Here is a 22,103-nt window from a genome sequence, read left to right as displayed (position 1 = left end):
CATGAGTGGCCGAATTCAGACTGTGGCTGTCCCTGATTCACCGTCTGGCTCACAGTCTGCCGGAGGCTCCATGAACGTCATCCACCCCGCCGCCCCGGGTGGAACCCGTGCTTCGCACCAGGCCCGGCGCGCCGGTCTCGCCTCGTTCGTCGGCACGGCCATCGAGTGGTACGACTTCTTCATCTACGGCACGGCCTCCGCGCTGGTCTTCGGAAAGCTGTTCTTCCCCGAGGTGTCGCCGGCGGCAGGCGTGCTGGCCTCCTTCGCGACCTTCTGGGTCGGGTTCCTGGCCCGGCCGCTCGGCGGCGTCATCTTCGGCCACTTCGGTGACCGGATGGGGCGCAAGGGCACGCTGGTCACCACCCTGGTGCTGATGGGCGGGGCCACCTTCCTGGTCGGTGTGCTGCCGACCTACGCGCAGATCGGGGTCGCCGCCCCGCTGCTCCTGGCGCTGCTGCGCGCCGTCCAGGGCATCGCCGTCGGCGGCGAGTGGGGCGGCGCCGTCCTCATGGCCTCGGAGAGCGCGCCGAAGGGCCGCGGCTCCTTCTACGCCATGATGGTGCAGCAGGGCTCCCCGGCGGGAGCGATCCTGTCGACGCTGGTCTTCCTCGCCGTGACCACCCTCGACGATGCCGCCTTCCTGTCCTGGGGCTGGCGCCTGCCGTTCCTGCTGTCGGGTCTGCTCGTCGTGGTCGGCCTCGTGATCCGCCTGAAGGTCGAGGAGTCGAACGACTTCGAGCGGGTCAAGGACAACGGCGAGGTGGTGAAGCTGCCGGTCGCCGAGGTGCTGCGCACCAACTGGCGGACCGTGCTGCTGGGCATCGGCGCCTCGGTCATGGGCATCTCCGCCGCGTACTTCACCAACACGTTCGTGCTGGCCTGGACCACCAACGAGCTCCACATGGACCGGCAGACGATGCTGTACGTCCTGCTCGCCTGCGCCGTCGTGCAGTTTCTCTGGCAGCCGTGCGGCGCGCTGATCGCCGAGCGGGTCGGCGAGACCCGTTTCATGGTCGTCTCGCTGCTCGCCAACATCGTCGTCACGATCCCGATGTTCCTGCTGATCGGCAGCGCGCAGCCGGTGCTCGTGTTCTGCGGGATCGCGCTCGCCGTCGTCTGCGGCGCCGGGTACTACGCCGTCCTCGCCGGCTTCCTCGCCCGCGCCTTCCCCTCCAAGGTCCGCTACACCGGCATCTCGCTCTCGTACCAGCTGTGCTCGACCCTCATCGGCGGTACGACCCCGCTGATCGCCCAGTCCGTACTGACCTCCGGCGGCGGCTCGATCTGGCCCGTGGCCGGGTTCTACACGGTCCTGCTGCTGGTCACCACCGTGTGCGTCGCGGCGCTGGGCCGGGCCGGCGACCGGCGCGAGGCCACGGCGCCGCGCGTCCCCGCGGCGGTCTGATCCCCGCCGCACTCCGACCCCGGCGGCCGCCGCTTCCCTCATCCTCACCGTGGGCGGCGGCCGCCGGTTCCACTCATTTCGAAGGAGTTGCCGCGTGCGCCTCGACGCCGTGTTCCGCAACGGACGATTCACCACCCTCGACCCGGACCGCCCAACGGCCCGCGCCCTGGGCGTTCTCGGCGGCCGGATCGTCGCCCTCGACGAGGACTTGGATGGCTGCACCGCCGACACGGTCGTCGACCTCGGCGGCGCGCACGCCGTCCCGGGCTTCAACGACGCGCACCACCACCTCAGCATGGTCGGCGAGCGACGACGCCAACTGGACGTCTCCGCCGACGCGGCGCCCGACCTCGACGCGCTGTACCGGGCCGTCGCCGAGCGGGCCGCGGCGCTGCCCGCCGACGCCTGGGTGGTGGGCTCCGGTTACGACCAGAACAAGATCGGCGCCCATCCGACGGCCGAGGCGCTGGACCGCGCCGCCCAGGGTCGTCCGGTCTGGCTGGTGCACACCTCGGGCCACATGGCCGTGGCCGGCACGAAGGCGTTCGCCCGGGCCGGATTCCCCGATCTCGCCGCCGTCCCCGACGTGCCCGGCGGCGAAGTCGTACGCGATGCGGACGGGCGCGCGGCGGGCCTGCTGAAGGAGGCCGCGATGCGGCCGGTGGAGCGGGTGCTGCGTCCGTTGCCCGCCGAGGAGTGGATCGCCAACATCGCGGAAGGGTCGCGGGCCGCCCTCGCCGTCGGCCTGACCAGCGTGACCGAGCCCGGCATCGGCGTCGTGGGCCTCATCGGCAACGGGCCCGCCGACCTGGACGCCTTCATGCGGGCGCGGGAGCGGGCGCTGCTCGGCGTACGGATGACGCTCATGCCGTACATCACCGCGCTGCACGACTGCGGCGTCTGCGAGCCCGGCGCCTCCTGGTACGGGCTCGACCTGGGGTTGCGGACGGGCTTCGGCGACGAGTGGCTGCGCATCGGGCCGACGAAGATCCTCTCCGACGGCTCGCTGATCGGCCGCTCGGCCGCGATGTGCTGCGACTACCACGACTCCCCCGGCAACAGCGGCCTGCTCGCCTTCGAGCGCGAGCAGCTGCGCCGGTACATCGTGGAAGCGCACCGCTGCGGCTGGCAGGTCGCCACGCACGCGATCGGCGACGCGGCCCTGGACGTCGTACTTGACGCGTACGAGGAGGCGGGACGGGCACACCCGCGCAGGGACGTTCGCCACCGGATCGAGCACGCGGGCGTGGCGAGCGACGCGCAGGTCGCCCGGATCGCGGAGCTCGGCCTGATCCCGGTGCCTCAGGGCCGGTTCCTGTCGGAGACCGGTGACGGGCTGCTGGCGGCGCTCGGTCCCGAGCGGGGCCGGCTCGCCTACCGCATGCGGTCGTTCCTGGACGCCGGCGTGGTACTGCCCGGCTCCTCGGACGCGCCCGTGGTCGCCTCCGACCCGCTCCTGAGCATCCACGACATGGTGAACCGGCGTACGGCGTCGGGCGCGCCGATCGGTCCGGACGAGGCGGTGACGGCCCGCGATGCCCTGTACGCGTACACCGTCGGTTCGGCGTACGCGGTGCACGAGGAGCGGGTCAAGGGGACCCTCGCCCGCGGCATGCTCGCCGACTTCACCGTTCTGAGCGACGACCTGCTGGGCGTGGCCGCCGAACGCATCGCGGAGCTGACGGTCGGGGCGACTGTCGTCGGCGGTCGTGTCGCCCACGACGCCGGGGCCCTGAAGGTCTCCTGAGCGGCCCGCCTCCCGCTGCGGAGGCCTGACACGCGGACTTTCATCAAACTGGGGCGTGCCGGACCGGCGTTGCTCTCCTGAAGAGGCCTCTCCGTCCTTCGATCCGGGACGGACGTCGACGGAGTGGAGCCAGGATCGTCCTGGCTCCACTCCTTGGTGCGGGGGTGTCACTGGAACTGTGCGAAGAACCTCCAGATCTCTGTCTTGGTCCAGGTGGTGACGCCGCTTTCGCCGGTGGAGCCGTCGACCGGACCGGGTATGTGGCCTCCGTCGAACGCGGCCCACTGGACCGGGTATCCGGCGCGGCAGCCCGAGTAGGTGGTGGTGATGTGCGTTCGGCTGCCCGGCGCGGGCTCGCGCGGGCTCTGGGGCGTGCAGCCGTTGTTGCCGACGAACTTGTCGCGCAGGGACCGTCCTTGCGAGATGTTGAGGACGGAGTCGCTGATGCCGTGGATTCCGAAGTAGGCGATGGGCTGGGTGCCACCGCTGCACCCGCTGATCTGAGCGCCGGACATGACCGCGACGGCCCGGAAGACGTTCGCCCGGCTGCAGGCGAGTGCGTAGCTCATGCCGCCGCCCCAGCTGAATCCCGTGGCGAAACGCTGCGCCGGGTTGACGCAGAGGCCGCTCTCGATGCGCCGGATCATGTCGTCGACGAAGGTGACGTCCTCACCGCCCGAGTTGGCCCAGCCGTTGCCGAGGCCCTGGGGGGCGACAAGGATTGCGCTGTTGTTCGACTGTTCCTGTTGGCCGTAGTAGGACCAGGCGCTCCCACTCGTGCCGCCCGAGGCGACGTCGCCGGCGGTTCCGCCCCGCCAGTGGAACGCGAAGATCAGCCGGTAGGGGTGGTTGTTGTCGTAGTTGGCGGGAACCCTGAGGATGAAGCTGCGGCTCTTGCCGCCGCTCTGAATCGTGTGTGTACCGCTCGCCAGCGTCGGGGCGCTGCCGCATCCGCCGCCGCCACCGGACGACAGCTTGATCATCTGCCATTGCTGGTTGGCGCCGCCCCAGTCGGTGTACTGGACGACGTTGGCGCCGTCGGCGGTGGAGGCGCCCTGCACCTCCACCGCCTTGCTGCTGCGGTTGATCAGCCGGACGTGGCCCGCGTCGGAGTCGGCCAGGCGGAACTGCTGGTTGGCCCCGTTGTGGTCGGCCCACTGCTGGATCGCGGCACCGTCTGCGGTCGAGGCGCCGGCCACGTCCAGCACCTTGTCCGAATGCCGGGCCTTGAGGCGGTAGAAGCCGTCGCCGGAGGCCACGAACTGCCACTGCTGGTTGGCTCCGTCGTGGCGCGTCCACTGGCTGACCCGCGCGCCGTCGGCGGTGGACGCGCCGGAGACGTCCAGCGCCTTGCCGCTGTTGCGATTGACCAGGACGTACCAGGCGTTGGTGTCCACCGTCGCCGCCGCGGCGGGCGTCGGATTCACCACGACGAGCATGCCGATCGCGAGGGTCGCCGCCACCAGGGCGGCAATCCGGGACCACCAGCGATGTCGTCGAGGAGGGGCGGGGGAAGCCGCACCGTAGGTCTTCATCGGCTCACCTTTCGCTCGTGACAGGTCCCATCAGGTGCGGGTCCAGCGCTGGTTGCTGCCGCCCGAGCAGGAGTAGAGCTGGATCAGGGTGCCGTTGGCGGTGCCGGCCGCGGCGGCGTCGAGGCAGAGGCCGGACTGGACGCCGACGATGGATCCGTCGGAGTTGAGGCGCCACTTCTGGTTGTCGCCGCCCCAGCAGCTGTAGATCTGGACCTTGGTGCCGTTGCCTGTGCCGGCGGCGTCCAGGCACTTGTTGCCGTAGACCCTCAGCTCACCGGCGGCGGTGGACGTCCACTGCTGGTTGGTGCCGCTGTGGCAGTCCCACAGCTGGACCTGGGTGCCGTCGGTCGTACTGGCGCTGGGCACGTCCAGGCAGCGGCCCGAACCGACGCCCTTGATCTGCCCGGAACCCGAAGGGGGCGTGGTGGAGCCGCCGTTGAGTGCGTTGAGGACGGCGGTGTAGGCGGGCTTCTTGCTGCCGTCGCCGTTGAACAGCAGCGGCGTCTGCTCCGCTCGCCAGGAGTCGGTGTCGCGCACACCCCAGACGGTGATGCCGAGACAGCGGGGGACGGCCAGGCAGTCGTTGGTCACGTTGGCGTAGGTCGTGGGCGAGGCGCCCTGGATGTCGAGTTCGGTGATGGCCACGTCGACGCCGAGGGCGGCGAAGTTCTGCAGGGTGGTGCGGAAGTTGCTGTTGTAGGGGCTGTCGCTGTTGAAGTGCGACTGGAAGCCGACGCAGTCGATCGGCACGCCGCGCTGCTTGAAGTCGCGGACCATGTTGTACATGGCCTGGGTCTTGGCCCAGGTCCAGTTCTCGACGTTGTAGTCGTTGTAGCAGAGCTTGGCGGCCGGGTCGGCGGCGCGCGCGGTGCGGAAGGCGACCTCGATCCAGTCGTTGCCGGTGCGCTGCAGGTTGGAGTCGCGCCGTGCTCCCGAACTGCCGTCGGCGAAGGCCTCGTTCACGACGTCCCACTGGGCGATCTTGCCCTTGTAGTGGCCCATCACGCCGTTGATGTGGTTGATCATCGCCTGGCGCAGGTCGCTGCCGCTGAGGCTCTGCATCCAGCCGGGCTGCTGGGAGTGCCAGGCCAGGGTGTGGCCGCGCACCTGCTTGCCGTTCTGCACCGCCCAGTTGTAGACGCGGTCACCGGCGGTGAAGTTGAACTGGCCCCGCTGCGGCTCGGTGGCGTCGATCTTCATCTCGTTCTCGGCTGTCACCGAGTTGAACTCACGGCTCGCGATCGTCGTGTACGTCGAGTCGCCCAGCCTGCCCGAGGCGATGGCGGTGCCGAAGTAGCGGCCGCTCTGCGCCGCCGCGGCGCCGAGCGTGCTCTCGGCGGCGTGTGCGCTCGGCGGCGCGACCAGCGCGGCGACCGTACCCAGCACGCCGGCGACCAGCACCAACAGCAGGCCGCGGATCTTCCGGCGAACGTCGAATCTGGGAAGGGCATACGAGCCCATGACTGTGCCTCCAAGGTAGAAATCACGGAAGGACTGAAACGCAGGGGAATGCGTCGCCCGCTCCCACGCGGCAGCACCCGGTCGGGCGTCGGGTGACGTACGGCGGGCTGCGGTGTTTCGACACAGGCATGTTCGACACAGGCATGGGGGTACTCCATCGCGGCTCAGCCGGGGGACCGCCAGGCGGCGTCGTGTACCTCTCCAACTGCACGAAGAGCCAGGATGCGCTGGCGCGAACCTCACCGGAACGAAACGGGGTGGCGCGGGTGCTCTGGTGCGCGGATCTGTCGAGCAGCTGTGCGTGAATCTGCCGTGCGGCACAGATTGCTCAGAGCCAACGCGGTTCGATACCTCGAACCAGGGCCGGTTTCCCAGACACGGATGATTGAGGTGTTGACGGTGGATCGTCAATACTCCTCACAGAAGAAGTTTCGGTTTGTCGCCCGAAACTTTCTGCACGGCGGCTAGCCGGAAGCTGATCCCCCGGCGACGTGACAGCCCGTCAAGCCCAAGAAGGAGGCGCTGTTTACGGACAGATCGGCAACAGGCCTTGACCAGAAGGCCTCACATTCCTAGCTTGTGGCGTCGAAGCATCCGGGAATTCTTCGAAACATTCGAGATTGCTGTCCCCCGGACGTCCGCTCCACGGTTCATCGGAGTCACCTCATCCCCACCCGCAAAGGAGGCCCTCTGATGTGGTTTCGCCACCGGTCCCCGGTCCGTCTGAGACGCTTACTCGCCGTTCTTGCGCCCTTCCTGCTCGTGGCCACCTTCCTCGGCGCCCAGCCCGCCGGCGCGGCGACCATAGATCCCAACGCCTCGTATGTGCTGGTCAACCGCAACAGCGGCAAGGCCCTGGACGTCTACAACCTGGCGACAAACGACGGCGCCCGCATCACCCAGTGGACCAGGAACGATCAGGCCCAGCAGCAGTGGCAGTTCGTCGATTCCGGGGACGGCTACTACCGCATCAAGTCCCGGCACTCGGGCAAGGTGCTGGATGTCCACAACTGGTCCACCGCGAACGGCGGTTCGATCGTCCAGTGGTCCGACCTGAACGGCACCAACCAGCAGTGGCGGCTGGCCGATAGCTCGGACGGCTACGTGAGGCTCATCTCTCGCCACAGCAACAAGGCCCTTGAAGTACAGGGCGCCTCCACCGCCGACAACGCGAACATCGTCCAGTACGACGACTGGGGCGGCGCCAACCAGCAGTGGCAGCTCGTCCAGGTCGGCGGCAGCAACCCCGGCCCGTGCGATCTTCCGTCGACATACCGCTGGACATCAACGGGCGCACTGGCACAGCCCAAGCCCGGGTGGGTCTCGCTCAAGGACTTCACCGTCGCCCCCTACAACGGCAAGCAACTCGTCTACGCGACGACGCACGACGCAGGGACGAGTTGGGGTTCGATGAACTTCGGCCTGTTCACCAATTGGTCGGAGATGGCCTCGGCCAGCCAGAACACGATGTCGTCCTCCACCGTCGCGCCCACGCTCTTCTACTTCGCGCCGAAGAACATCTGGGTGCTCGCCTACCAGTGGGGCGGGACCGCCTTCTCCTACCGGACGTCGAGCGACCCCACCAACCCGAATGGCTGGTCAGCACCGAAGGAGCTCTTCTCCGGAAGCATCTCCGGCTCCGGAACAGGACCCATCGACCAGACGCTCATCGCCGACGGGTCGAACATGTACCTGTTCTTCGCCGGTGACAACGGCAAGATCTACCGGGCCAGTATGCCGATCGGGAACTTCCCGAGCAGTTTCGGCTCCTCGTACACGACGATCATGAGCGATACGACGAACAACCTGTTCGAGGCCCCGCAGGTCTACAAGCTCCAGGGCCAGAACCGCTACCTCATGATCGTCGAGGCGATCGGCTCGCAGGGCCGCTACTTCCGCTCGTTCACGGCCACCAGTCTGAACGGCACTTGGACGCCCCAGGCCGCGACCGAGAGCAATCCCTTCGCAGGCAAGGCCAACAGTGGCGCCACGTGGACCAACGACATCAGCCATGGCGAACTGATCCGCACCAGCGCCGATCAGACCATGACCGTCGATCCCTGCAATCTGCAGTTGCTCTACCAGGGTCGCAGCCCCAACTCCGGCGGCGACTACGGCCTCCTGCCCTACCGTCCGGGTCTGCTGACACTGCAGCCCTGACGGTGTGACAAGAGTCCGGCCCCGATATGGAGCCGGCGCGGCGGGCTCGGCGGAAGGCCGAGCCCGCCCCGGTCGTGCGAGGGCGCGGCTCTCAGCACCGAGGAGTCCCGGTGAGGAGCAAAGCCGGTGGGTCCAACCGGCGTCTACCCCCGGCGCGGCATCTGGGGCGACTTCGCGGCCTCGGCCTCCGCCTTGGCGTCGTTGACCGCGGCGGCGGCCTGCTTTCCTGCCTCGTCGGCGGCCGTGGCGGCGTCGAGCGAGACCATCGAGCCCGCTTCGAGCTCCGGGCTCCGGCCTTCGTCCGACGTGTCGATGGCGGCCGCCTGCTCAGGTTGCGCAGGCTGGGCAGGACCCGCCGTCGACTGGTCACCGAACGCGCTGGTGACCGTCCGGATTGCCTCGGTCAGCTCGCCGGGGATCACCCAGAACGTGTTGTTGTCGCTGCTCGCCAAGTGCGGGAGCGTCTCAAGGTACTTGTAGGCCAGGACCTTCGCGTCGGCGTTGTTGCGATGGACCGCCTGGAAGACGAGCTCCACCGCCTTTGCCTCGCCGTCCGCCCGTAGGATCATGGCTTGTTGGGCGCCCTGTGCCTCCAGGATGTCCTTCTGCTTCGTGCCTTCCGCGGTGAGGATCTTGGCTTGCCGCTCTCCCTCGGCGTGCAGGATGGCCGCGCGCTTGTCGCGTTCGGCCCGCATCTGCTTCTCCATCGCCTCCTTGATGGTGTGCGGCGGGTCGATGGCCTTGATCTCGACGCGGTTGACCCGGATGCCCCACTTGCCGGTGGCGTCGTCGAGGACGGCGCGGAGCCGGGAGTTGATCTCCTCGCGCGAGGTGAGCGTCTCCTCCAGGTCCATGCTGCCGATGACGTTGCGCAGCGTGGTCACGGTGAGCTGATCGATGGCCTGCAGGTAGTCGGCGACCTCGTAGGCCGCCGCCCGTGGGTCCGTGATCTGGTAGTAGAGCACAGTGTCGATGTTCACCACGAGGTTGTCCTCGGTGATCACCGGTCTGGGGTCGGACGAATAGACCTGCTCGCGCACGTCGAGTTTGGTGTTGATCCGGTCCGCCACCGGCAGGACCAGGTTCAGCCCGGGTTGCAGCGTGCGGCGATAGCGGCCGAACCGCTCCACGTTGTAGCGGCGCGCCTGCGGAACGATCCGCACCGAGGAGGCGACGAGGAAGACGACGAAAATGGCCACCACAAGGATGGGGATGACAACTGGATCCACGGTGCCTCCGTCGGTAGGCGTTCAGCCGTTCATGGAAGGAGTTCGCGGGGGTAGACGATGGCCGTGGCGCCCTGGATCTCCATGACCTCCACCAGTGCTCCCACCGGGATGACCTGGCTCTCGTCGAGGGCCCGGGCGGACCACTCCTCGCCGGAGAGTTTGATCAGGCCGCGCGTCGCGGTGACCTCCTGGAGGACCTCGGCCCGCTTGCCGATCAGCGCGTCGCTGCCGTCGCGGGTCAGGGGCTGGTCCGCCATGTAGCGCAGTGCGATGGGGCGGGCGATGACGAGACCCGCTGCCGCTGTCACTCCGACCGCCACGAGCTGGCCGAGCAGGCCGACGCCCACGCCGGCGACCACGGCGGCGACCAGCGCTGCGCCCGCGAACAGGCCGAAGACCAGTGTCAGGGTGAAGAACTCTGCGACGCCAAGCCCCGCGGCGGCGAGCAGCCATACGAACCACGGCATTCGATCGCCCTCCCTCAGGGCCTTCTCCACCAAGCTACCTCTCGGGAACGCCGGGCAGGACAGGCACGACAGCCGTAGTTCCCCCGCACAGCCATCCTGACGTGCTCTTGACGCTCGACGCATTGCCGGGGACCGGCAATCTTCGTGGGTGCTGGGCTGCCGGTCGGGCGACATCAGCAGGTGCAAGTACGCGCCTGACCTGGGCCTTCGCCCATCAGACGCTGCCCGCTCGGCTCACCGGCGCAGAACCTGGGCGGCGCCGCCCAGGCGGATCACCGGGCCCGTGGGGCCTTGCCTCGCGGTGGCGGTGATGGTGGCCGGACTGCCCAGGGAGTCACCCATGTCGACGGTGAGGTCGGTGATGCCGCGGTCGGCCAGGTGAGCGGCGAGGCAGGCGGTGCTGTTGGCGTTGGCGATGTCTTCCGGGACGCCGATCGACGGGGCGAACATACGGGCCGTGACGCGGCCCCGGGCGGTCGGCTCGGAGTAGGCATAGCAGCCCAGGAGGCCGAGGCGGTCGCATGCGGCGCGCAGTCGGTCGAAGTCCGGGGCGAGCGCGGTGACGGCGGCCGGGGACGCCAGGGGGAGCAGCAGCCGGGGCCGACCCACGGAGGCGATACGGGCGCCCGGGGCCAGGGTGCGCGCGGTGATACCGAGGGCGGGCAGGACGAGGTCGTACTCCATCCCGGTGGGGTCGCGCAGGTCGACGGGCCCTGGATCGAACGCGGCACGCAGGCCCGTGGTGTCCCGAGCGGCCCACCCCGTGAAGGTGCGGTTCGCCGTGCGCAGGGTGGTGCGGTACGTGTCGGCGCCGGAGCGTTCGGCGAGGTGGGCCAGTGCGGCGACGGTTCCGTGGCCGCAGGCGGGCAGCTCGCCCTCGGCGGTGAAGAAGCGCAGCAAGGCGGTGGCGGCCCCGTCGCCCCCGGGCGTGGAGACGAAGACGGCGTGCGACGTGCCCGCCAGGACCGGGACGCGCCGGCGTTCGCTGTCGCTGAGCGGCCCGTCGTCCAGTACGGCCGTGGGGCTGCCGCCCGTGCCGTCGCGCAGACAGGCGCGGACGATCGTCACGGGCGGGAGGTGCGCATCGGCTGTCACATGCGGCACCGTACCGACCGGTGCCGTCGCGTGTCCTGGCTAGGGAGCACCTGGCGTGACCTCGCGCAGGGCGGCCAGCAGCTGGCGCACGGCCGGGCTCGGCGGCCCCGGGGGCAGGGCCAGTGACGTGGTGACGGCCGGGCCGGTGAGCGGGCGCAGGGCGATCCGGGGGAACGTCGGCAGGCCGCGCACCTCGTAGAAGACCGTCCATGAGGGCGTGCGGTCGCTGCCGATCGCGGTGAGCGTGGCCCGTAGGTCGCTGAACGGCGGTCCCAGGGCCGGTTCGTGGCCCTCGGCCCGGAGCGCGCCGGTGACGAGGTCGTGGAAGGGCGGGTTGGTCTCGCGGGGTGCGAGCCGCAGCGGCAGGTGGGCCGCCTGTTCAAGGCGGAGCGCCGGTTCGGCCGCGAGCGGATGGTCCTCGGGCAGGGCCGCGTACAGCGGGTCGCTCCACAGCGGCAGCAGTTCGAGACCGGGCGCGGCCGACGCGGCCCGCACCAGTGCCGCGTCCAGTTCCCCGGCGCGTACCGCGGCCAGCCGCTCGGTGACGGGCAGCCGGTGCAGCCGTACCCGCAACCGGGGTGCGCCGACGGCGAGTTCGGACAGGACGCGGTCGATCCGGTCGCCGGGTCCGTGGATGCCGCCGAGCCGCAGGATCCCGTCGTCGCCGGCCGCGATGTCGGCGGCCACGCGCGCCGTGCGGTCGGCCGCCGCGAGCACGGCACGCGCCTCGGGGAGCAGTCGCTCGCCGGCCGCGGAGAGCCGGACCCGTCGGGTGGTGCGTTCGAAGAGCACCAGGCCCAACTCCCGTTCGAGCCGCGCGATCTGCTGGCTGACCGCCGACGGGACGATGGTCAGTCGCGCGGCCGCCCTGCCGAACCCGCCCTCCTCCACCACGGTCACGAAGTACCGCAACTGGCGCAGCTCCATGCCGTCGCCCACCCCTTGCCATTCGTCACGAACGCTGATCACTGTCTTCGCCAACTGCCTGTGGTACGCCGCTTCTTCCCGGGATCGAATGACTGCGTCGACACTCCGACCGGAAGGACCGGGCACGATGACCGAGACGCAGAGGGCGCTGATCGTGCACGCCGAGGAGGCCGAGCGGGTACCGCTCCCCCACGGTGGCGCGTTCCACCTGCTGGCCGACGGCAGCGACACCGGCGGAGCGCTGGGCGCCAACCGCCTCACCCTCGGCCCGGGCGCGGCCGGCGCCCGGACCCACTACCACGCACTGTCGACGGAGCTGTTCCTCGTGCTCGACGGGGTCATGCGGTTCACGCTGGACGGCACCACGACGACCGTCACCGCCGGCGGCCTCGTCGCGGTCCCGCCCGGCCTGCCGCACTCCTTCGGCGCCGCCCCGGGGTCCACCGCCGACCTCCTCGCGGTCCTGACCCCGGGCATCGACCGCTTCGGCTACTTCCGCGCGCTGGGCCGCATCCAGCACGGCCTGGAGCCGTTCGAGGCCCTGCTGCCCGAACAGGACCGCTACGACGTCCACTTCGTGTGAACGAAACGGTCGTCGCCCCGGACGAAGACCTGGGGTCACCGCCCCGTCGTCGGCAGCCACACCCGCATCGTCGACGGCCCGCGGTTGGCCCAGGAGTGGTACGGGACCAGGGTGATCCCCGTGCCGTGCGTAGCCGCCCAGCAGCGAGACGCCGAGGGTCAGGGCGACGGTGAGGGCCGAGACGAGGGTGCTGTTGAGCAGGTAGCGCCACAGGCCGGCGTCGTAGTCCAGCAGGGTGCGGTAGTTGCCGAGGCCGTGGCCGGACTCCTGCGCGGTGCCGGGCTGGGCGCTGACCGAGGCCCAGGCGTTCCACAGCAGCGGGAAGAGGAAGATGACGGCGAGTCCTCCGGCGAGGACGTAGTACGGCGTGCGGCCGAGGGCGCGGGTGAGCACGGCGGGGTCTCCCCTCATGACTCGTCGGCGCGGCGCAGGCCGCGGAACTGGGCGACGTTGAGCAGGAGCAGCGCGGCCAGGACGAGGATCGACAGGGCCGCCGCGGTGCCGAGGTTCAGCCGCTGGAAGGCCTCCCGGTAGATCAACTGCACGACGGTGACGGTGCTGTTGTCCGGGCCGCCCTTGGTGAGGACGAAGAACTGGTCGAAGGCGAGCAGCGATCCGGTCACGCACAGCAGCAGGGACAGGGCGAGGGACGGCTTCAGCAGCGGCAGGGTGATACGGCGGAAGATCTGGCCGCGGCTCGCGCCGTCCATCCGGGCCGCCTAGAAGTTCACCTGCAACGCCGACGGCACCCCGAACTTCGGCACACCGGTGCCCCTGGGCGTTCCGCTGGCGTCGCCGTCGGGCGAGTGAGACGCCGGGGCCGGTTCACCCGATCGGCCCGCCACTGATGGCGCCCCGGCCTTGGTGACGGTGCCCTGGGCACCAGGGCACCGGATCGGCGAGGAGGCACGGGTGGCAGAGGTCGATGCGGTCGCCGCCCGGCGCATGGCCGACACCCTGTTCATCGAGCGGGAGCTGCGCAGCCCGAGCTCGACCCGGTTCTGGGGGCTCCTGGTGCTCGCCGCCGTCATCGCGAGCGCCGGTGTGGTCGGCGACTCCACGGCGACGGTCATCGGCGCGATGATCGTCGCCCCGCTGATGACGCCGATCCTGGGCAGCGCCCTCGCCCTGGTCCTGGCCGACCGCCATCAGGTGCTCCGCTGTGTGCTGCTGGTGCTCGGCGGCGCGCTGGCGGTGGTGGCGATCGGCATGCTGCTCGGCTGGATCGTCTCCCCGCCCGACGCGTTCGCCTCCAACAGCCAGGTGTCCTCACGGATCAGTCCCCGGCTGATCGACCTGCTCGCCGCGCTGGCCACCGGCACGGTCGGCGCCTTCGCGCTGGTGCGCTCCGACATCTCCGACACCCTGCCCGGGGTCGCGATCGCCATCTCCCTGGTGCCGCCGCTGGCGGTCACCGGGCTGTTGATCACCGTGCGCCGCTATCACGACGCCGGCGAGTCGGCGCTGCTGTTCGCCACGAATGTGGCCGCGATCGTGGCCACGGGGACCGTGGTGTTCCTGTGCTACGGGGTCAGGGCGGGGGCCGAGCGCGCGGGGCTGCGGGTCGGGCGGTTCCGCGGCAGAGCGCTGGCCGCCGTGGTGAGTGTGGTGGTGCTCGTCGCCGTCCCCCTCACCGCCGGTACCGTCTCCGTCGCCCGGGACCGCGCGCTCGCCGCGGACGCCCGCCCGGTCGCCGAGCGCTGGGCCGAGGGCCGGAAGTGGCAGATCGCCTCGGTCGAGGCCCGCAACGGCATCGTCGTCATCGGTGTGCTCGGCCTGCCCCCGCAGCCCGCGCCGGCCGCCCTGCGCAGCGCGCTCGACGCCGACGGCATGCGCGACGCCGACCTCGAACTGCACCTGGTCGGCGGGCGCACCCACTGGTGTCCCGCCGAGTCGGACAGCTGCACGGTGCGCGAGAGCGGACTCAGCTGAGCAGAGCAGCCCCGCGAGGAGGCCGTCGGTCAGTCCTCCAGGGCGTCCATCACGTCGCCGAGGTCGACGAACTTGAAGCCGGTGGCTTCGCGGTCCTCGCCCTGCGGGGTCTCGTCGCCGTCCTGGACGACGAGGAGACCGTCGGGGTAGCGGCTGCCGAGCGGGGCGTTGAGGGCCGCGGCCCCGTCGCACTCCTCGGAGCCGTCGAGGGTGTCGGAGGCGGCCGTGACTCGGAAGCCGCCCTCGTACTCGTTGTCGTCGCCGAGCTCGCGGTCGTACGCGGCGAAGGTGTTGTCGCCCTGGCTGGAGGCGAGGAGGTAGCCGTCGCCGTCGGCCTCGGGGATCAGGGTCAGGCCCTCGACGTCCGCGGAGATACGGGTTCCGCCGTAGCCGGGGTCGGCGCCGGGGGTGCACTCCTCGGTGGCCTCGTCGTAGGTGCCGGGTACGCCGTACTCGCGGACCTTGTCGATGAGTTGGGGCGTGCCGGTGAGGTCGGCACGCATCCGCCAGATGCCGATGTCCTCCTGGCCGGCGTAGAGGGTGCCGTTGGCCGGGTCGACCACCATGCCCTCCACCTGGGGCAGTTCGCCGGGCTCCAGGCACGGGGTCCACGAGCTGCCGTCGGGCAGGCGGAAGGCCGACGGCAGGTCGATGGTGCGGATCTTGCGGTAGGTGACCTTGCCGGAGCCGCTCGGGAGGAGTTCCAGGAGCGCGACGCTGGTCGTCTCGCGGCGGCTGACCAGCGCGTAGGAGCGGCCCGTGGCGCGGTCGGTCCAGGTGGCCAGGCCGTACGCGGTGCGCTGCTCGTTGATCTCCTCCTGGTCGGCGGAGAACACGGGCGGTGCGGACGGGTCGGTGACGTCGGTGAGCGGGCCGCCCGCGCGATCGCGGTCGATGCGGTAGAAGCGGAGCCGGTCGTTGCCGCGGTCGCTGGTCACGGCGAGGTCGGCGCGGCCGGTGGACAGCTTCAGGCCGTGCACCAGGTCGACGTTGTTGAAGCGGCCGGGGGCGTCCTCGGAGGTCGGGCCGGCCGGGGCGGCGATCGACTGGATCTCGCGCGCGGCGAGGTCGTAGACGCGCAGGCCGCCCTCCTTGGCGGTCGCGACGACCAGGCTGCGGCCCGGGTCGGCCGCGTTGCGCCAGATCGCCGGGTCGTCCGCGTCGGAGTTGCCGCCCGCCTCGTCGTCGTACAGCGCCGCCGTCTCGGAGCGGGGCGTGATCGCGGGCAGCTCGTCCGAGGCCTGGGCCTGTGCGGGCAGCGTCACGGCGAGGGCCACCATCGTGGCCGTCATCAGCAGGACGTGCGATCGGCGGATACGGGACTGGGGCACGCGGAACGCTCCTTCGGCTCATGATCGGATGCGTTCGCAGCCTGGCGAGGCTGTGTGAAGACTCGGCGTCGGCTGCCTGCCCACGGATGACCGTGGCATGAACACTACATAACAGAAGGGGCCGGCGGGGACCAGCGGCGCGTGCGCGGCACGGCCTGATCGACGCCGAACTCCTTCTTCAACTGCTCCGGGATCGCGTAGTGCATGACGCGTCCGCGGGTGAGCGAGGACAGTTCGAGCACGGTGGTGAGGTGGCCGAGACGGTCCAGGGCCCAGGCGCCGAGCGGGGAGCGGTCCTCGACACTCTCCAGGGCGCCGAGCAGGTGGGGGACTGCCTTGACCACGGTGTCCCAGCCGGTGCGCGGCACCTGAAGCCAGTCGGCGCAGGTGTCGCCGACCAGGTGACGGATCAGGGCGGAGACGATCGGGTCGAAGAAGGTGCCGGGCACGACCTCCTCGTACAGGTCGATCAGCTGGCGGGTGAGATGCGCGCCCTCCTCGGACGGGCCCATGTGCCGCAGCATGTACAAGTCGAGGAAGCGGCGGGCCTGTTCGAGATCCCTGGGCACCGCCTCCTGGTCGACGCCGAGCATCGCGCCGACGACCCGCCAGGCGTAGTAGTACGCCTCCGCGCCCTCGGTGCTCATATGGATGTTCAGCCGGTGCAGGGAGTCCAGGACGAGCATGGAAAAGAACATCTGCCCGCCGATCATGTCCTCCTGACAGATCGGCAGGCCCAACTCATCGGTGTTCCAGCGGTTTTCGCGCTTGAGATGATGACGGATGGAGGCGTGCAGCAACCGGACCTTCTGCGCGGCGGGGATGAAGCGACTGCCGGCCTCGAACGCGTCGGGCTGCATCAGGTAGACCGTGAACTGACCCGTCTCGGCCATCCGTTTGGAGGGGTACGACAGTCCGTGCGTCGCGGACAGCAGTTGCGCCACGTGCGGGACGACATAGCAGGCGGGCATCGCGGCGAAGGACAGCGCGGTGGAGATGTGGACGTTGTTGTCGATGAAGAACAGCCGGGCCTTCTCCATCTCCGCCCAGTCCACCCAGGACGGCGGCGCGCCGGTCGCCTCCAGGTAGTCGCGGGCGACGTCCGGCAGTCCGTCGGGCAGCGGGGCTCCAGCGGTGGAGACGTACCGCATCAGCGTGTTGAACGTGCCGACCTCGCCACGCTCGAACAGCGCGGCCACCGTGGCATCGGCGAGTTCGTCGCCGACCAGCCGCAGGGCGTCCATCGACTCCTCGGTGTACGTCATCACAGGGCTCCTTCGTCTACGGCGAGGCGTCCGGGTCAGTACTGGCGCGCGGTGGCGGAGTGGGCCAGGTCGGCCAGGGCGTGGGCCGCGGGGGCGGGCAGGGCGAGGTCGTCAAGGGCGCCGACGGCCTCCTCGACGCGTTCGGTGATCATCCGCTCGATCCGGTCGGGGGCCTTGAGTCTGCGCATCACCGCGCGGACCTCTTCCAGGTCGGGCCGGTCCAACAGCGCCCGCAGGCGGTCCCGTTCGGCCTCGTCGGCCACCCGCCAGGTCTCCGCGAGGAGGGCGGTGGGGCGGCGGGCGCGCAGGTCGTCGAGGTTGGCCTTGCCGGTGCGGGCCGGGTCCCCGAACAGGCCGAGCAGGTCGTCGCGGAGCTGGAAGGCCTCGCCGAGGGGCAGACCGTACGCCGAGTAGCCCGCGCGCAGCCGCTCGCCGGCGCCGGCCAGGGCGCCGCCGATCAACAGGGGCTGTTCGACGGTGTACTTGGCGGTCTTGTACCGGATCACCTTCAGCGAGGTCGCGGTGTCCGGGGCCGCACCGGTGCGCAGGATCTCCAGGCACTCCCCCGCAATCAGCTCCCTGGCCAGGGCCGCCCACAGGGGGCGGGCCCGGGCCAGGTAGGCGGCGGGCAGACCGCTGGTCGCGAACAACTGCCCGGCGAGGGCCATGAGCAGGTCGCCCACGAGCATCGCCAGGGAGCGGGCCGCGCCCGCGCCGCGTACGGCTTCCTGGAGGGCGATGTGGGCGGTGGGGCGGCCGTGGCGCAGGGGGCTGTCGTCGACGAGGTCGTCGTGGACGACGGCGGCGGCGTGGACCAGCTCCATGGAGGCGGCGGCGCGGACGAGGGCCTCGCTGTCCGGCTGGCCGGCCGCGCGCCAGCCCCAGTAGCAGAACGCCGCGCGCAGCCGCTTGCCGTCGGCGACGGCGATCTCCAACTGCTCGGCCACCGGCCCCAGTTCGGCGTCGATCGCGACCAGCTGGTCGGCCTCCTGGGCCACGAACCGGCCGAGCACCTCGTCGACCCGCGCCTTGAACGCGGCAACCCGGTGGGGCTCAGGCATCGGCGGCGGCCCGACGGGCCAGCGCGTGCCGGGCGAGCACCTCCAGGTGGGCCGGTGGCGCGGCATATCGGTCCAGTACGAGCCGTCCGCGCGCCCGGAGTTCGTCCTCCGTGTCCGCCGCGAGTTCCGCGGCGTCGGAGCGGCGCAGCAGCCCGCGCAGGCCCCCGACGACCGATCCCAGGCTGCTGACCGCCAGATCGGCGAGCCCCGCCGCCAGCAGTAACGCGCGCTCGTCCGTGCCCTTCATATGCTCTCCCCCCATGCGACAGGGGGCGGCGCCGGTCTTGCGCCGCCCCCTGTTTTCAGCTTCCCCGTGCGTCCGCCGGGAGGGAACAAAAATTCACGAACGAGGGATCACTCCGCACACCCGTACGACACGCGGTCAGTTCGCGACTGCCCCGGAGACCTCTTCGGTCACTCCGTTGAGGGGCGAGGCGGGATCGGAGCCGTAGGGGCGGGTGAGGACCTCCAGACCGTGTCCGGCCGGATCCTTGAAGTACACGCCCCGACCGCCGTCGTTGCGGTTGATCCGGCCCGGGAACCGGGCGTGCGGGTCGGCCTGGATGGGCACGCGGCCCGTGACCAGCCGCGCAAGGACCTGGTCGAACTCCTCCTCGGAGACGAGGAACGCGTAGTGCTGCACGGGAATGTCGGTGTCGACGGCCGCGAAGTCCAGCGTGACGCCGTTCGCGGTGACGACGGGCAGGAACGGTCCGGCGGGCTCGCCGACCTCAAGCCCCAGGAGCTCGGCGAGGAAACGGGCGGACTTCTCCCGGTCGTGGGAGAGGACGATGGTGTGATTGAGCTCGACTGACAAGGTGAATGCCTCCGTGGGCATCTCCGCGGAACCTCCATGCCTCACCCGGACGGTGACCGACACGCGATGCCGCGCCGGTGATCCTAGGCACCCCGTCGTCCGCGCGTCGAACGATTTTGCGTCACGTGCTGAAGTCCCGCTTCGAGGTCGTCCAGTGCGCTGCGCGCGGCGGCGATACGCGCCCTCAGCTCGCGCCCGTGATCGCACCCGTCGGCCACCGCGAGCGGTTCGGGCGGGCGCCGCTCGTCGGCCCGCTCCCGTTCCAGCTCCCGGGCCTCCTCCAGGGAGCTGATGACGACGCCGATGAGGACGTTCACCAGCACGAAGGAGGCGATCAGCACATAGGAGACGTAGTAGAGCAGGCTCCAGCGCGATATCTCCAGTCCGGCGTGGACCGCCTCGCCGAGCCCGTCCAGGGTCATCAGCAGGAAGAGGGTGAGCACCGCGCGGCCGATCGAACCGTACTGCTCGGGATCGTGGCCGCCGAAGAAGAGCCAGCCCACCATGGCGTACACGTACAACAGCAGGGCACCGACGAGCAGAAAGCTGACGGTGCCCGGCAGGCTGCGGGCCACCGCGACCATGACGATGCGCAGTTGGGGCAGGAAGCGCGCGGTGCGCAGGACGCGGGCCAGCCGCAGCAGCCGCAGGACGGTCGTGTTCTCCCGCACCAGCGGCAGGAACGCGCAGACCACGACGGCCAGATCGAACAGGTTCCACGGATCGCGGAAGAACTCCCGCGGCCGGTCCGCATGAGCACACACCCGCACCACGATCTCGACCGTGAAGGCCACCAGACAGACCTGCTCGGCAACGCGCAACCCCTGCCGCCACTCCTCCGCCAGCCCCTGGTACGTCTCCGCCCCGAGCAGAGCGGCGTTGCCAAGAATCAGCACCAGAACGGCGACGGCGAACCAGCGGGCCTCAGCAACGCCCCGGGCCCACTCCGCCAACACTCGGCGAGCGGGCCCCGGCACGGATTCCGTGAAGGTCATCCTGCTGTATCTGCTCCGGCGGACGGGGGGATATTCCCGGCCACCGGAGCCGTGGGATGGGAGCAGGTGTGCGAGGTCAGCGCACGGCACCCTCCCCTACCTCGGACCGTGCAACCCTCTCGCAACCTCCCCCGTGCTGCCGTGGACCCATGTATGAGGAGATCCCGCGCGTCGAACTCACCCCCGCCGCCGCTGATCTGGTCCGGCAGCTGTACGCGGCGCACGGTCCGCTGATGTTCCACCAGTCCGGCGGCTGCTGCGACGGCAGCGCGCCGATGTGCTACCCGGAGGGCGAGTTCCGCACCGGCGGCTCGGACGTGCTGCTCGCGGAGCTGTATGTCGCCGGGGTGGCGGAGCCGGTGACGTTCTGGATGGCCCGCAGCCAGTACGAGGCGTGGAGCCACACCCGGCTGATCGTGGACGTCGTCGAGGGCCGGGGCAGCGGCTTCTCGCTGGAGGCACCCGAGGGGGTGCGTTTTCTCACCCGTTCTCGCGTCGTCGGCGCATAGCCATCCCGCGGTCCCCCTCCGTCTGGTGCACTTCCCCTGAGTCCTGGGACAGTTGACGAGACCTCAGGGGGAACTGTGACGCATCGTCAAAGACGGTTCGGCAGAACGGTACTGACGTTTCTCACGGCACTCGGAGCGCTGGCCGGTGCGGCCCTGGTGGGGGCGGCACCGGCCGGCGCCGTCCCGAGCGGCACGCAGTTGGCGCCGGGTGTGGTGTACGAACAGTTCGACATCCCGGCCGCGGCCGGACTCGCCCACGGCCATGTGCTGCGCGTCGACCTCAACGATCCGCGCGTCACCCTGAATCTGCTGTACCCGGGGGCGGTGGCCGCGCGGGCGACCGTCTCCGGTCTTGCCGACGCCCAGGGCGCCGTGGCGGGTGTCAACGGCGACTTCTTCAACATCACCGAGACCCAGCACCCGGGCGTCGAGGCCACCGGCGCGAGCGTCGGACCGGCGATCGCGGCCGGCCGGACGCTCAAGGCGGCGGTGCCCGACGGCCAGCGCTTCGGCCCCGCCCTGCCGCCCGGCACCGACACTGAGGACGTCATCGGCCTGGGCTTCGACCGCCGGGCCCGGCTGGACGGTCTGGCGCTGGACGGCTCGATCCGTACCGCCGACGGCTTCCTCGAACTCGGCGGGCTCAACCAGTACGCGCTGCCGGTGGGCTCCATCGGGGCGTTCACCTCCGCGTGGGGCGCGGCCTCCCGGGTGCGCGCCACCTGCGGCACCGACACCGACCGGGCCGCCCCGTGCAGCACCGACACCCACGAGGTGACGATCCGCGACGGCCGTGTGGTGGCGTCGGCCGACACCCCGGGCGGCGGCGCCGTCGCGCCGGGCACGACCGTGCTGGTGGGCCGCGAGGCGGGCGCGCAGGAGCTGCGGAAGTTCAGCCTGGGGCAGCGGGTGGCGGTACGGCACCGGCTGGTGGCCGAGGCCTCCCGGGTGCCCTACCGGTTCGCGGTCGGCGGATACCCGGTGCTGACCGGCGGAGAGCCGCTGGCCGGCCTGGACGACAGGACGTCGGCCGTGCGCACCGCCGTGGGCATCGCGGACGGCGGGCGGCAGGTGCTGCTGTTCACGCTGGACGGCGCCCCCGAGTACCGCCGTGGCCTGACAATCGCCGAAGTGGCAAGGACCATGCGGTCGTTGGGCGCGGTCGACGCGTTCAGCCTGGACGGCGGCGGCTCCTCCACGCTGGTGGCCCGCGAGCCGGGCGGCTCCGCCGTCACGGTGCGCAACCACCCGTCGGGCGGCGCCGAACGCCCGGTCCCGAACGGCATCGGGGTCTTCACCATCCCGTGAGGCCCGTCGCGCCTCACGGTCTCAGGCCGCTGACGATGTCCGCCGTCGCCGTGAGGCCGCTGTGGATGGTGGGCGCGATGCTCGTGCTGGCCAGATAGAAGCCGAGCAACGCGCACACCAGGGCGTGGGAGACCTTCAGCCCGCCGTTGCGCAGGAAGATCACCGCCAGGATCAGGAGCAGCATCACCACAGAGATGGAAATGGCCATCGTCAATCTCCTCCGCCACGCCGTCACGTCCGGTTCACGGCGTTCGGCCGCAAGTGTGGCGTAGCGGA

21 protein-coding genes and 1 pseudogene are annotated in these 22,103 nt (G+C 70.6%); 7 read left to right on the top strand and 15 right to left on the bottom strand.

Annotated features, from left to right (window positions below; all coding sequences use genetic code 11):
- Positions 1 to 70: 70 nt before the first annotated feature.
- Both AB0Q90_RS10750 and AB0Q90_RS10745 read left to right on the top strand, forming a co-directional pair.
- Positions 71 to 1,405 (top strand): MFS transporter, encoded by a 1,335-nt coding sequence (locus AB0Q90_RS10750; RefSeq protein ID WP_363165499.1) that lies wholly within the window; start codon positions 71 to 73, stop codon positions 1,403 to 1,405.
- A gap of 94 nt (positions 1,406 to 1,499) precedes the next feature.
- Complete coding sequence (locus AB0Q90_RS10745) at positions 1,500 to 3,152, top strand: amidohydrolase (RefSeq protein WP_363165500.1); 1,653 nt, start codon at positions 1,500 to 1,502, stop codon at positions 3,150 to 3,152.
- A gap of 167 nt (positions 3,153 to 3,319) precedes the next feature.
- Here the strand turns inward: AB0Q90_RS10745 and AB0Q90_RS10740 are convergent, their stop codons facing one another.
- Positions 3,320 to 4,687 carry an RICIN domain-containing protein gene (locus AB0Q90_RS10740; protein ID WP_363165501.1) on the bottom strand — a complete coding sequence of 456 codons (1,368 nt, stop codon included), beginning with the start codon at positions 4,685 to 4,687 and terminating at the stop codon, positions 3,320 to 3,322.
- Positions 4,688 to 4,717: 30 nt separating this feature from the next.
- On the bottom strand, positions 4,718 to 6,148 hold the full coding sequence (locus tag AB0Q90_RS10735; RefSeq protein ID WP_363165502.1) for an endo-1,4-beta-xylanase: 1,431 nt from the start codon (positions 6,146 to 6,148) through the stop codon (positions 4,718 to 4,720).
- Positions 6,149 to 6,841: 693 nt separating this feature from the next.
- Between AB0Q90_RS10735 and AB0Q90_RS10730 the strand changes: the two genes are divergently transcribed.
- Positions 6,842 to 8,308, top strand: coding sequence for a non-reducing end alpha-L-arabinofuranosidase family hydrolase (locus tag AB0Q90_RS10730; RefSeq protein ID WP_363165503.1), 1,467 nt, complete (start codon positions 6,842 to 6,844; stop codon positions 8,306 to 8,308).
- A gap of 143 nt (positions 8,309 to 8,451) precedes the next feature.
- Here AB0Q90_RS10730 and AB0Q90_RS10725 read toward each other — a convergent pair whose 3' ends face one another.
- From AB0Q90_RS10725 to AB0Q90_RS10710, 4 genes are all read right to left on the bottom strand, one after another.
- Positions 8,452 to 9,537: an SPFH domain-containing protein gene (locus AB0Q90_RS10725; protein ID WP_363162293.1), complete on the bottom strand. Its 1,086-nt coding sequence runs from the start codon at positions 9,535 to 9,537 to the stop codon at positions 8,452 to 8,454.
- A gap of 29 nt (positions 9,538 to 9,566) precedes the next feature.
- Positions 9,567 to 10,004 carry an NfeD family protein gene (locus AB0Q90_RS10720; protein ID WP_363162292.1) on the bottom strand — a complete coding sequence of 146 codons (438 nt, stop codon included), beginning with the start codon at positions 10,002 to 10,004 and terminating at the stop codon, positions 9,567 to 9,569.
- Between the two features lie 234 nt (positions 10,005 to 10,238).
- Positions 10,239 to 11,099: a PhzF family phenazine biosynthesis isomerase gene (locus AB0Q90_RS10715; RefSeq protein WP_363162291.1), complete on the bottom strand. Its 861-nt coding sequence runs from the start codon at positions 11,097 to 11,099 to the stop codon at positions 10,239 to 10,241.
- A gap of 39 nt (positions 11,100 to 11,138) precedes the next feature.
- Complete coding sequence (locus tag AB0Q90_RS10710) at positions 11,139 to 12,080, bottom strand: LysR family transcriptional regulator (protein ID WP_363162290.1); 942 nt, start codon at positions 12,078 to 12,080, stop codon at positions 11,139 to 11,141.
- Positions 12,081 to 12,153: 73 nt separating this feature from the next.
- On the opposite strand from AB0Q90_RS10710, the gene AB0Q90_RS10705 reads away from it, so the two are divergent.
- Entirely contained in the window at positions 12,154 to 12,609 is a 456-nt protein-coding gene (locus AB0Q90_RS10705) for a cupin domain-containing protein (RefSeq protein WP_363162289.1), read from the top strand.
- A gap of 35 nt (positions 12,610 to 12,644) precedes the next feature.
- Here the strand turns inward: AB0Q90_RS10705 and AB0Q90_RS10700 are convergent, their stop codons facing one another.
- Entirely contained in the window at positions 12,645 to 12,725 is an 81-nt protein-coding gene (locus AB0Q90_RS10700; RefSeq protein ID WP_363162307.1) for a hypothetical protein, read from the bottom strand.
- A gap of 291 nt (positions 12,726 to 13,016) precedes the next feature.
- Positions 13,017 to 13,328 (bottom strand): annotated as a pseudogene (locus AB0Q90_RS10695) (sugar ABC transporter permease); the annotation flags it as partial.
- A gap of 193 nt (positions 13,329 to 13,521) precedes the next feature.
- Here AB0Q90_RS10695 and AB0Q90_RS10690 point away from each other — a divergent pair.
- Positions 13,522 to 14,541: a DUF389 domain-containing protein gene (locus tag AB0Q90_RS10690; protein ID WP_363162288.1), complete on the top strand. Its 1,020-nt coding sequence runs from the start codon at positions 13,522 to 13,524 to the stop codon at positions 14,539 to 14,541.
- 29 nt (positions 14,542 to 14,570) lie between these two features.
- On the opposite strand, the gene AB0Q90_RS10685 is transcribed toward AB0Q90_RS10690, so the two are convergent.
- From AB0Q90_RS10685 to AB0Q90_RS10660, 6 genes are all read right to left on the bottom strand, one after another.
- Positions 14,571 to 15,821, bottom strand: a complete 1,251-nt coding sequence (locus AB0Q90_RS10685; RefSeq protein ID WP_363162306.1) for a phytase — start codon at positions 15,819 to 15,821, stop codon at positions 14,571 to 14,573.
- 155 nt (positions 15,822 to 15,976) lie between these two features.
- Positions 15,977 to 17,137: an oxygenase MpaB family protein gene (locus tag AB0Q90_RS10680; RefSeq protein WP_363162287.1), complete on the bottom strand. Its 1,161-nt coding sequence runs from the start codon at positions 17,135 to 17,137 to the stop codon at positions 15,977 to 15,979.
- 35 nt (positions 17,138 to 17,172) lie between these two features.
- Positions 17,173 to 18,198: a polyprenyl synthetase family protein gene (locus AB0Q90_RS10675; protein WP_363162286.1), complete on the bottom strand. Its 1,026-nt coding sequence runs from the start codon at positions 18,196 to 18,198 to the stop codon at positions 17,173 to 17,175.
- On the bottom strand, positions 18,191 to 18,445 hold the full coding sequence (locus AB0Q90_RS10670) for a polyprenyl synthetase (RefSeq protein WP_363162285.1): 255 nt from the start codon (positions 18,443 to 18,445) through the stop codon (positions 18,191 to 18,193). The genes AB0Q90_RS10675 and AB0Q90_RS10670 overlap by 8 nt, the downstream gene beginning before the upstream one ends.
- A 135-nt stretch (positions 18,446 to 18,580) precedes the next feature.
- Positions 18,581 to 19,015 carry a VOC family protein gene (locus tag AB0Q90_RS10665; protein WP_363162305.1) on the bottom strand — a complete coding sequence of 145 codons (435 nt, stop codon included), beginning with the start codon at positions 19,013 to 19,015 and terminating at the stop codon, positions 18,581 to 18,583.
- Positions 19,016 to 19,098: 83 nt separating this feature from the next.
- On the bottom strand, positions 19,099 to 20,010 hold the full coding sequence (locus AB0Q90_RS10660; RefSeq protein WP_363162284.1) for an ion transporter: 912 nt from the start codon (positions 20,008 to 20,010) through the stop codon (positions 19,099 to 19,101).
- Positions 20,011 to 20,159: 149 nt separating this feature from the next.
- Between AB0Q90_RS10660 and AB0Q90_RS10655 the strand changes: the two genes are divergently transcribed.
- Both AB0Q90_RS10655 and AB0Q90_RS10650 read left to right on the top strand, forming a co-directional pair.
- Positions 20,160 to 20,519, top strand: a complete 360-nt coding sequence (locus AB0Q90_RS10655; RefSeq protein ID WP_363162283.1) for a DUF779 domain-containing protein — start codon at positions 20,160 to 20,162, stop codon at positions 20,517 to 20,519.
- A 75-nt stretch (positions 20,520 to 20,594) separates the two neighbouring features.
- Positions 20,595 to 21,827, top strand: a complete 1,233-nt coding sequence (locus tag AB0Q90_RS10650) for a phosphodiester glycosidase family protein (protein WP_363162282.1) — start codon at positions 20,595 to 20,597, stop codon at positions 21,825 to 21,827.
- 13 nt (positions 21,828 to 21,840) lie between these two features.
- On the opposite strand, the gene AB0Q90_RS10645 is transcribed toward AB0Q90_RS10650, so the two are convergent.
- Complete coding sequence (locus AB0Q90_RS10645; RefSeq protein WP_363162281.1) at positions 21,841 to 22,035, bottom strand: hypothetical protein; 195 nt, start codon at positions 22,033 to 22,035, stop codon at positions 21,841 to 21,843.
- Between the last annotated feature and the right edge of the window lie 68 nt (positions 22,036 to 22,103).

The organism is Streptomyces sp. NPDC079141 (genome assembly GCF_040686775.1).
Classification (GTDB): Bacteria; Actinomycetota; Actinomycetes; order Streptomycetales; family Streptomycetaceae; genus Streptomyces.
Note: the sequence above shows the minus strand (reverse complement) of the source record. Positions and strands in the feature narration are given on the sequence as shown.

What these genes read in the sequence shown, in the direction of transcription:
- AB0Q90_RS10660 (WP_363162284.1), bottom strand. Translation starts at nt 20,010, where the DNA reads ATGACCTTCACGGAATCCGTGCCGGGGCCCGCTCGCCGAGTGTTGGCG.
- AB0Q90_RS10680 (WP_363162287.1), bottom strand. Translation starts at nt 17,137, where the DNA reads ATGACGTACACCGAGGAGTCGATGGACGCCCTGCGGCTGGTCGGCGAC.
- AB0Q90_RS10655 (WP_363162283.1), top strand. Translation starts at nt 20,160, where the DNA reads ATGTATGAGGAGATCCCGCGCGTCGAACTCACCCCCGCCGCCGCTGAT.
- AB0Q90_RS10685 (WP_363162306.1), bottom strand. Translation starts at nt 15,821, where the DNA reads ATGGTGGCCCTCGCCGTGACGCTGCCCGCACAGGCCCAGGCCTCGGAC.
- AB0Q90_RS10675 (WP_363162286.1), bottom strand. Translation starts at nt 18,198, where the DNA reads ATGCCTGAGCCCCACCGGGTTGCCGCGTTCAAGGCGCGGGTCGACGAG.
- AB0Q90_RS10705 (WP_363162289.1), top strand. Translation starts at nt 12,154, where the DNA reads ATGACCGAGACGCAGAGGGCGCTGATCGTGCACGCCGAGGAGGCCGAG.
- AB0Q90_RS10720 (WP_363162292.1), bottom strand. Translation starts at nt 10,004, where the DNA reads ATGCCGTGGTTCGTATGGCTGCTCGCCGCCGCGGGGCTTGGCGTCGCA.
- AB0Q90_RS10670 (WP_363162285.1), bottom strand. Translation starts at nt 18,445, where the DNA reads ATGAAGGGCACGGACGAGCGCGCGTTACTGCTGGCGGCGGGGCTCGCC.
- AB0Q90_RS10750 (WP_363165499.1), top strand. Translation starts at nt 71, where the DNA reads ATGAACGTCATCCACCCCGCCGCCCCGGGTGGAACCCGTGCTTCGCAC.
- AB0Q90_RS10645 (WP_363162281.1), bottom strand. Translation starts at nt 22,035, where the DNA reads ATGGCCATTTCCATCTCTGTGGTGATGCTGCTCCTGATCCTGGCGGTG.
- AB0Q90_RS10740 (WP_363165501.1), bottom strand. Translation starts at nt 4,687, where the DNA reads ATGAAGACCTACGGTGCGGCTTCCCCCGCCCCTCCTCGACGACATCGC.
- AB0Q90_RS10735 (WP_363165502.1), bottom strand. Translation starts at nt 6,148, where the DNA reads ATGGGCTCGTATGCCCTTCCCAGATTCGACGTTCGCCGGAAGATCCGC.
- AB0Q90_RS10730 (WP_363165503.1), top strand. Translation starts at nt 6,842, where the DNA reads ATGTGGTTTCGCCACCGGTCCCCGGTCCGTCTGAGACGCTTACTCGCC.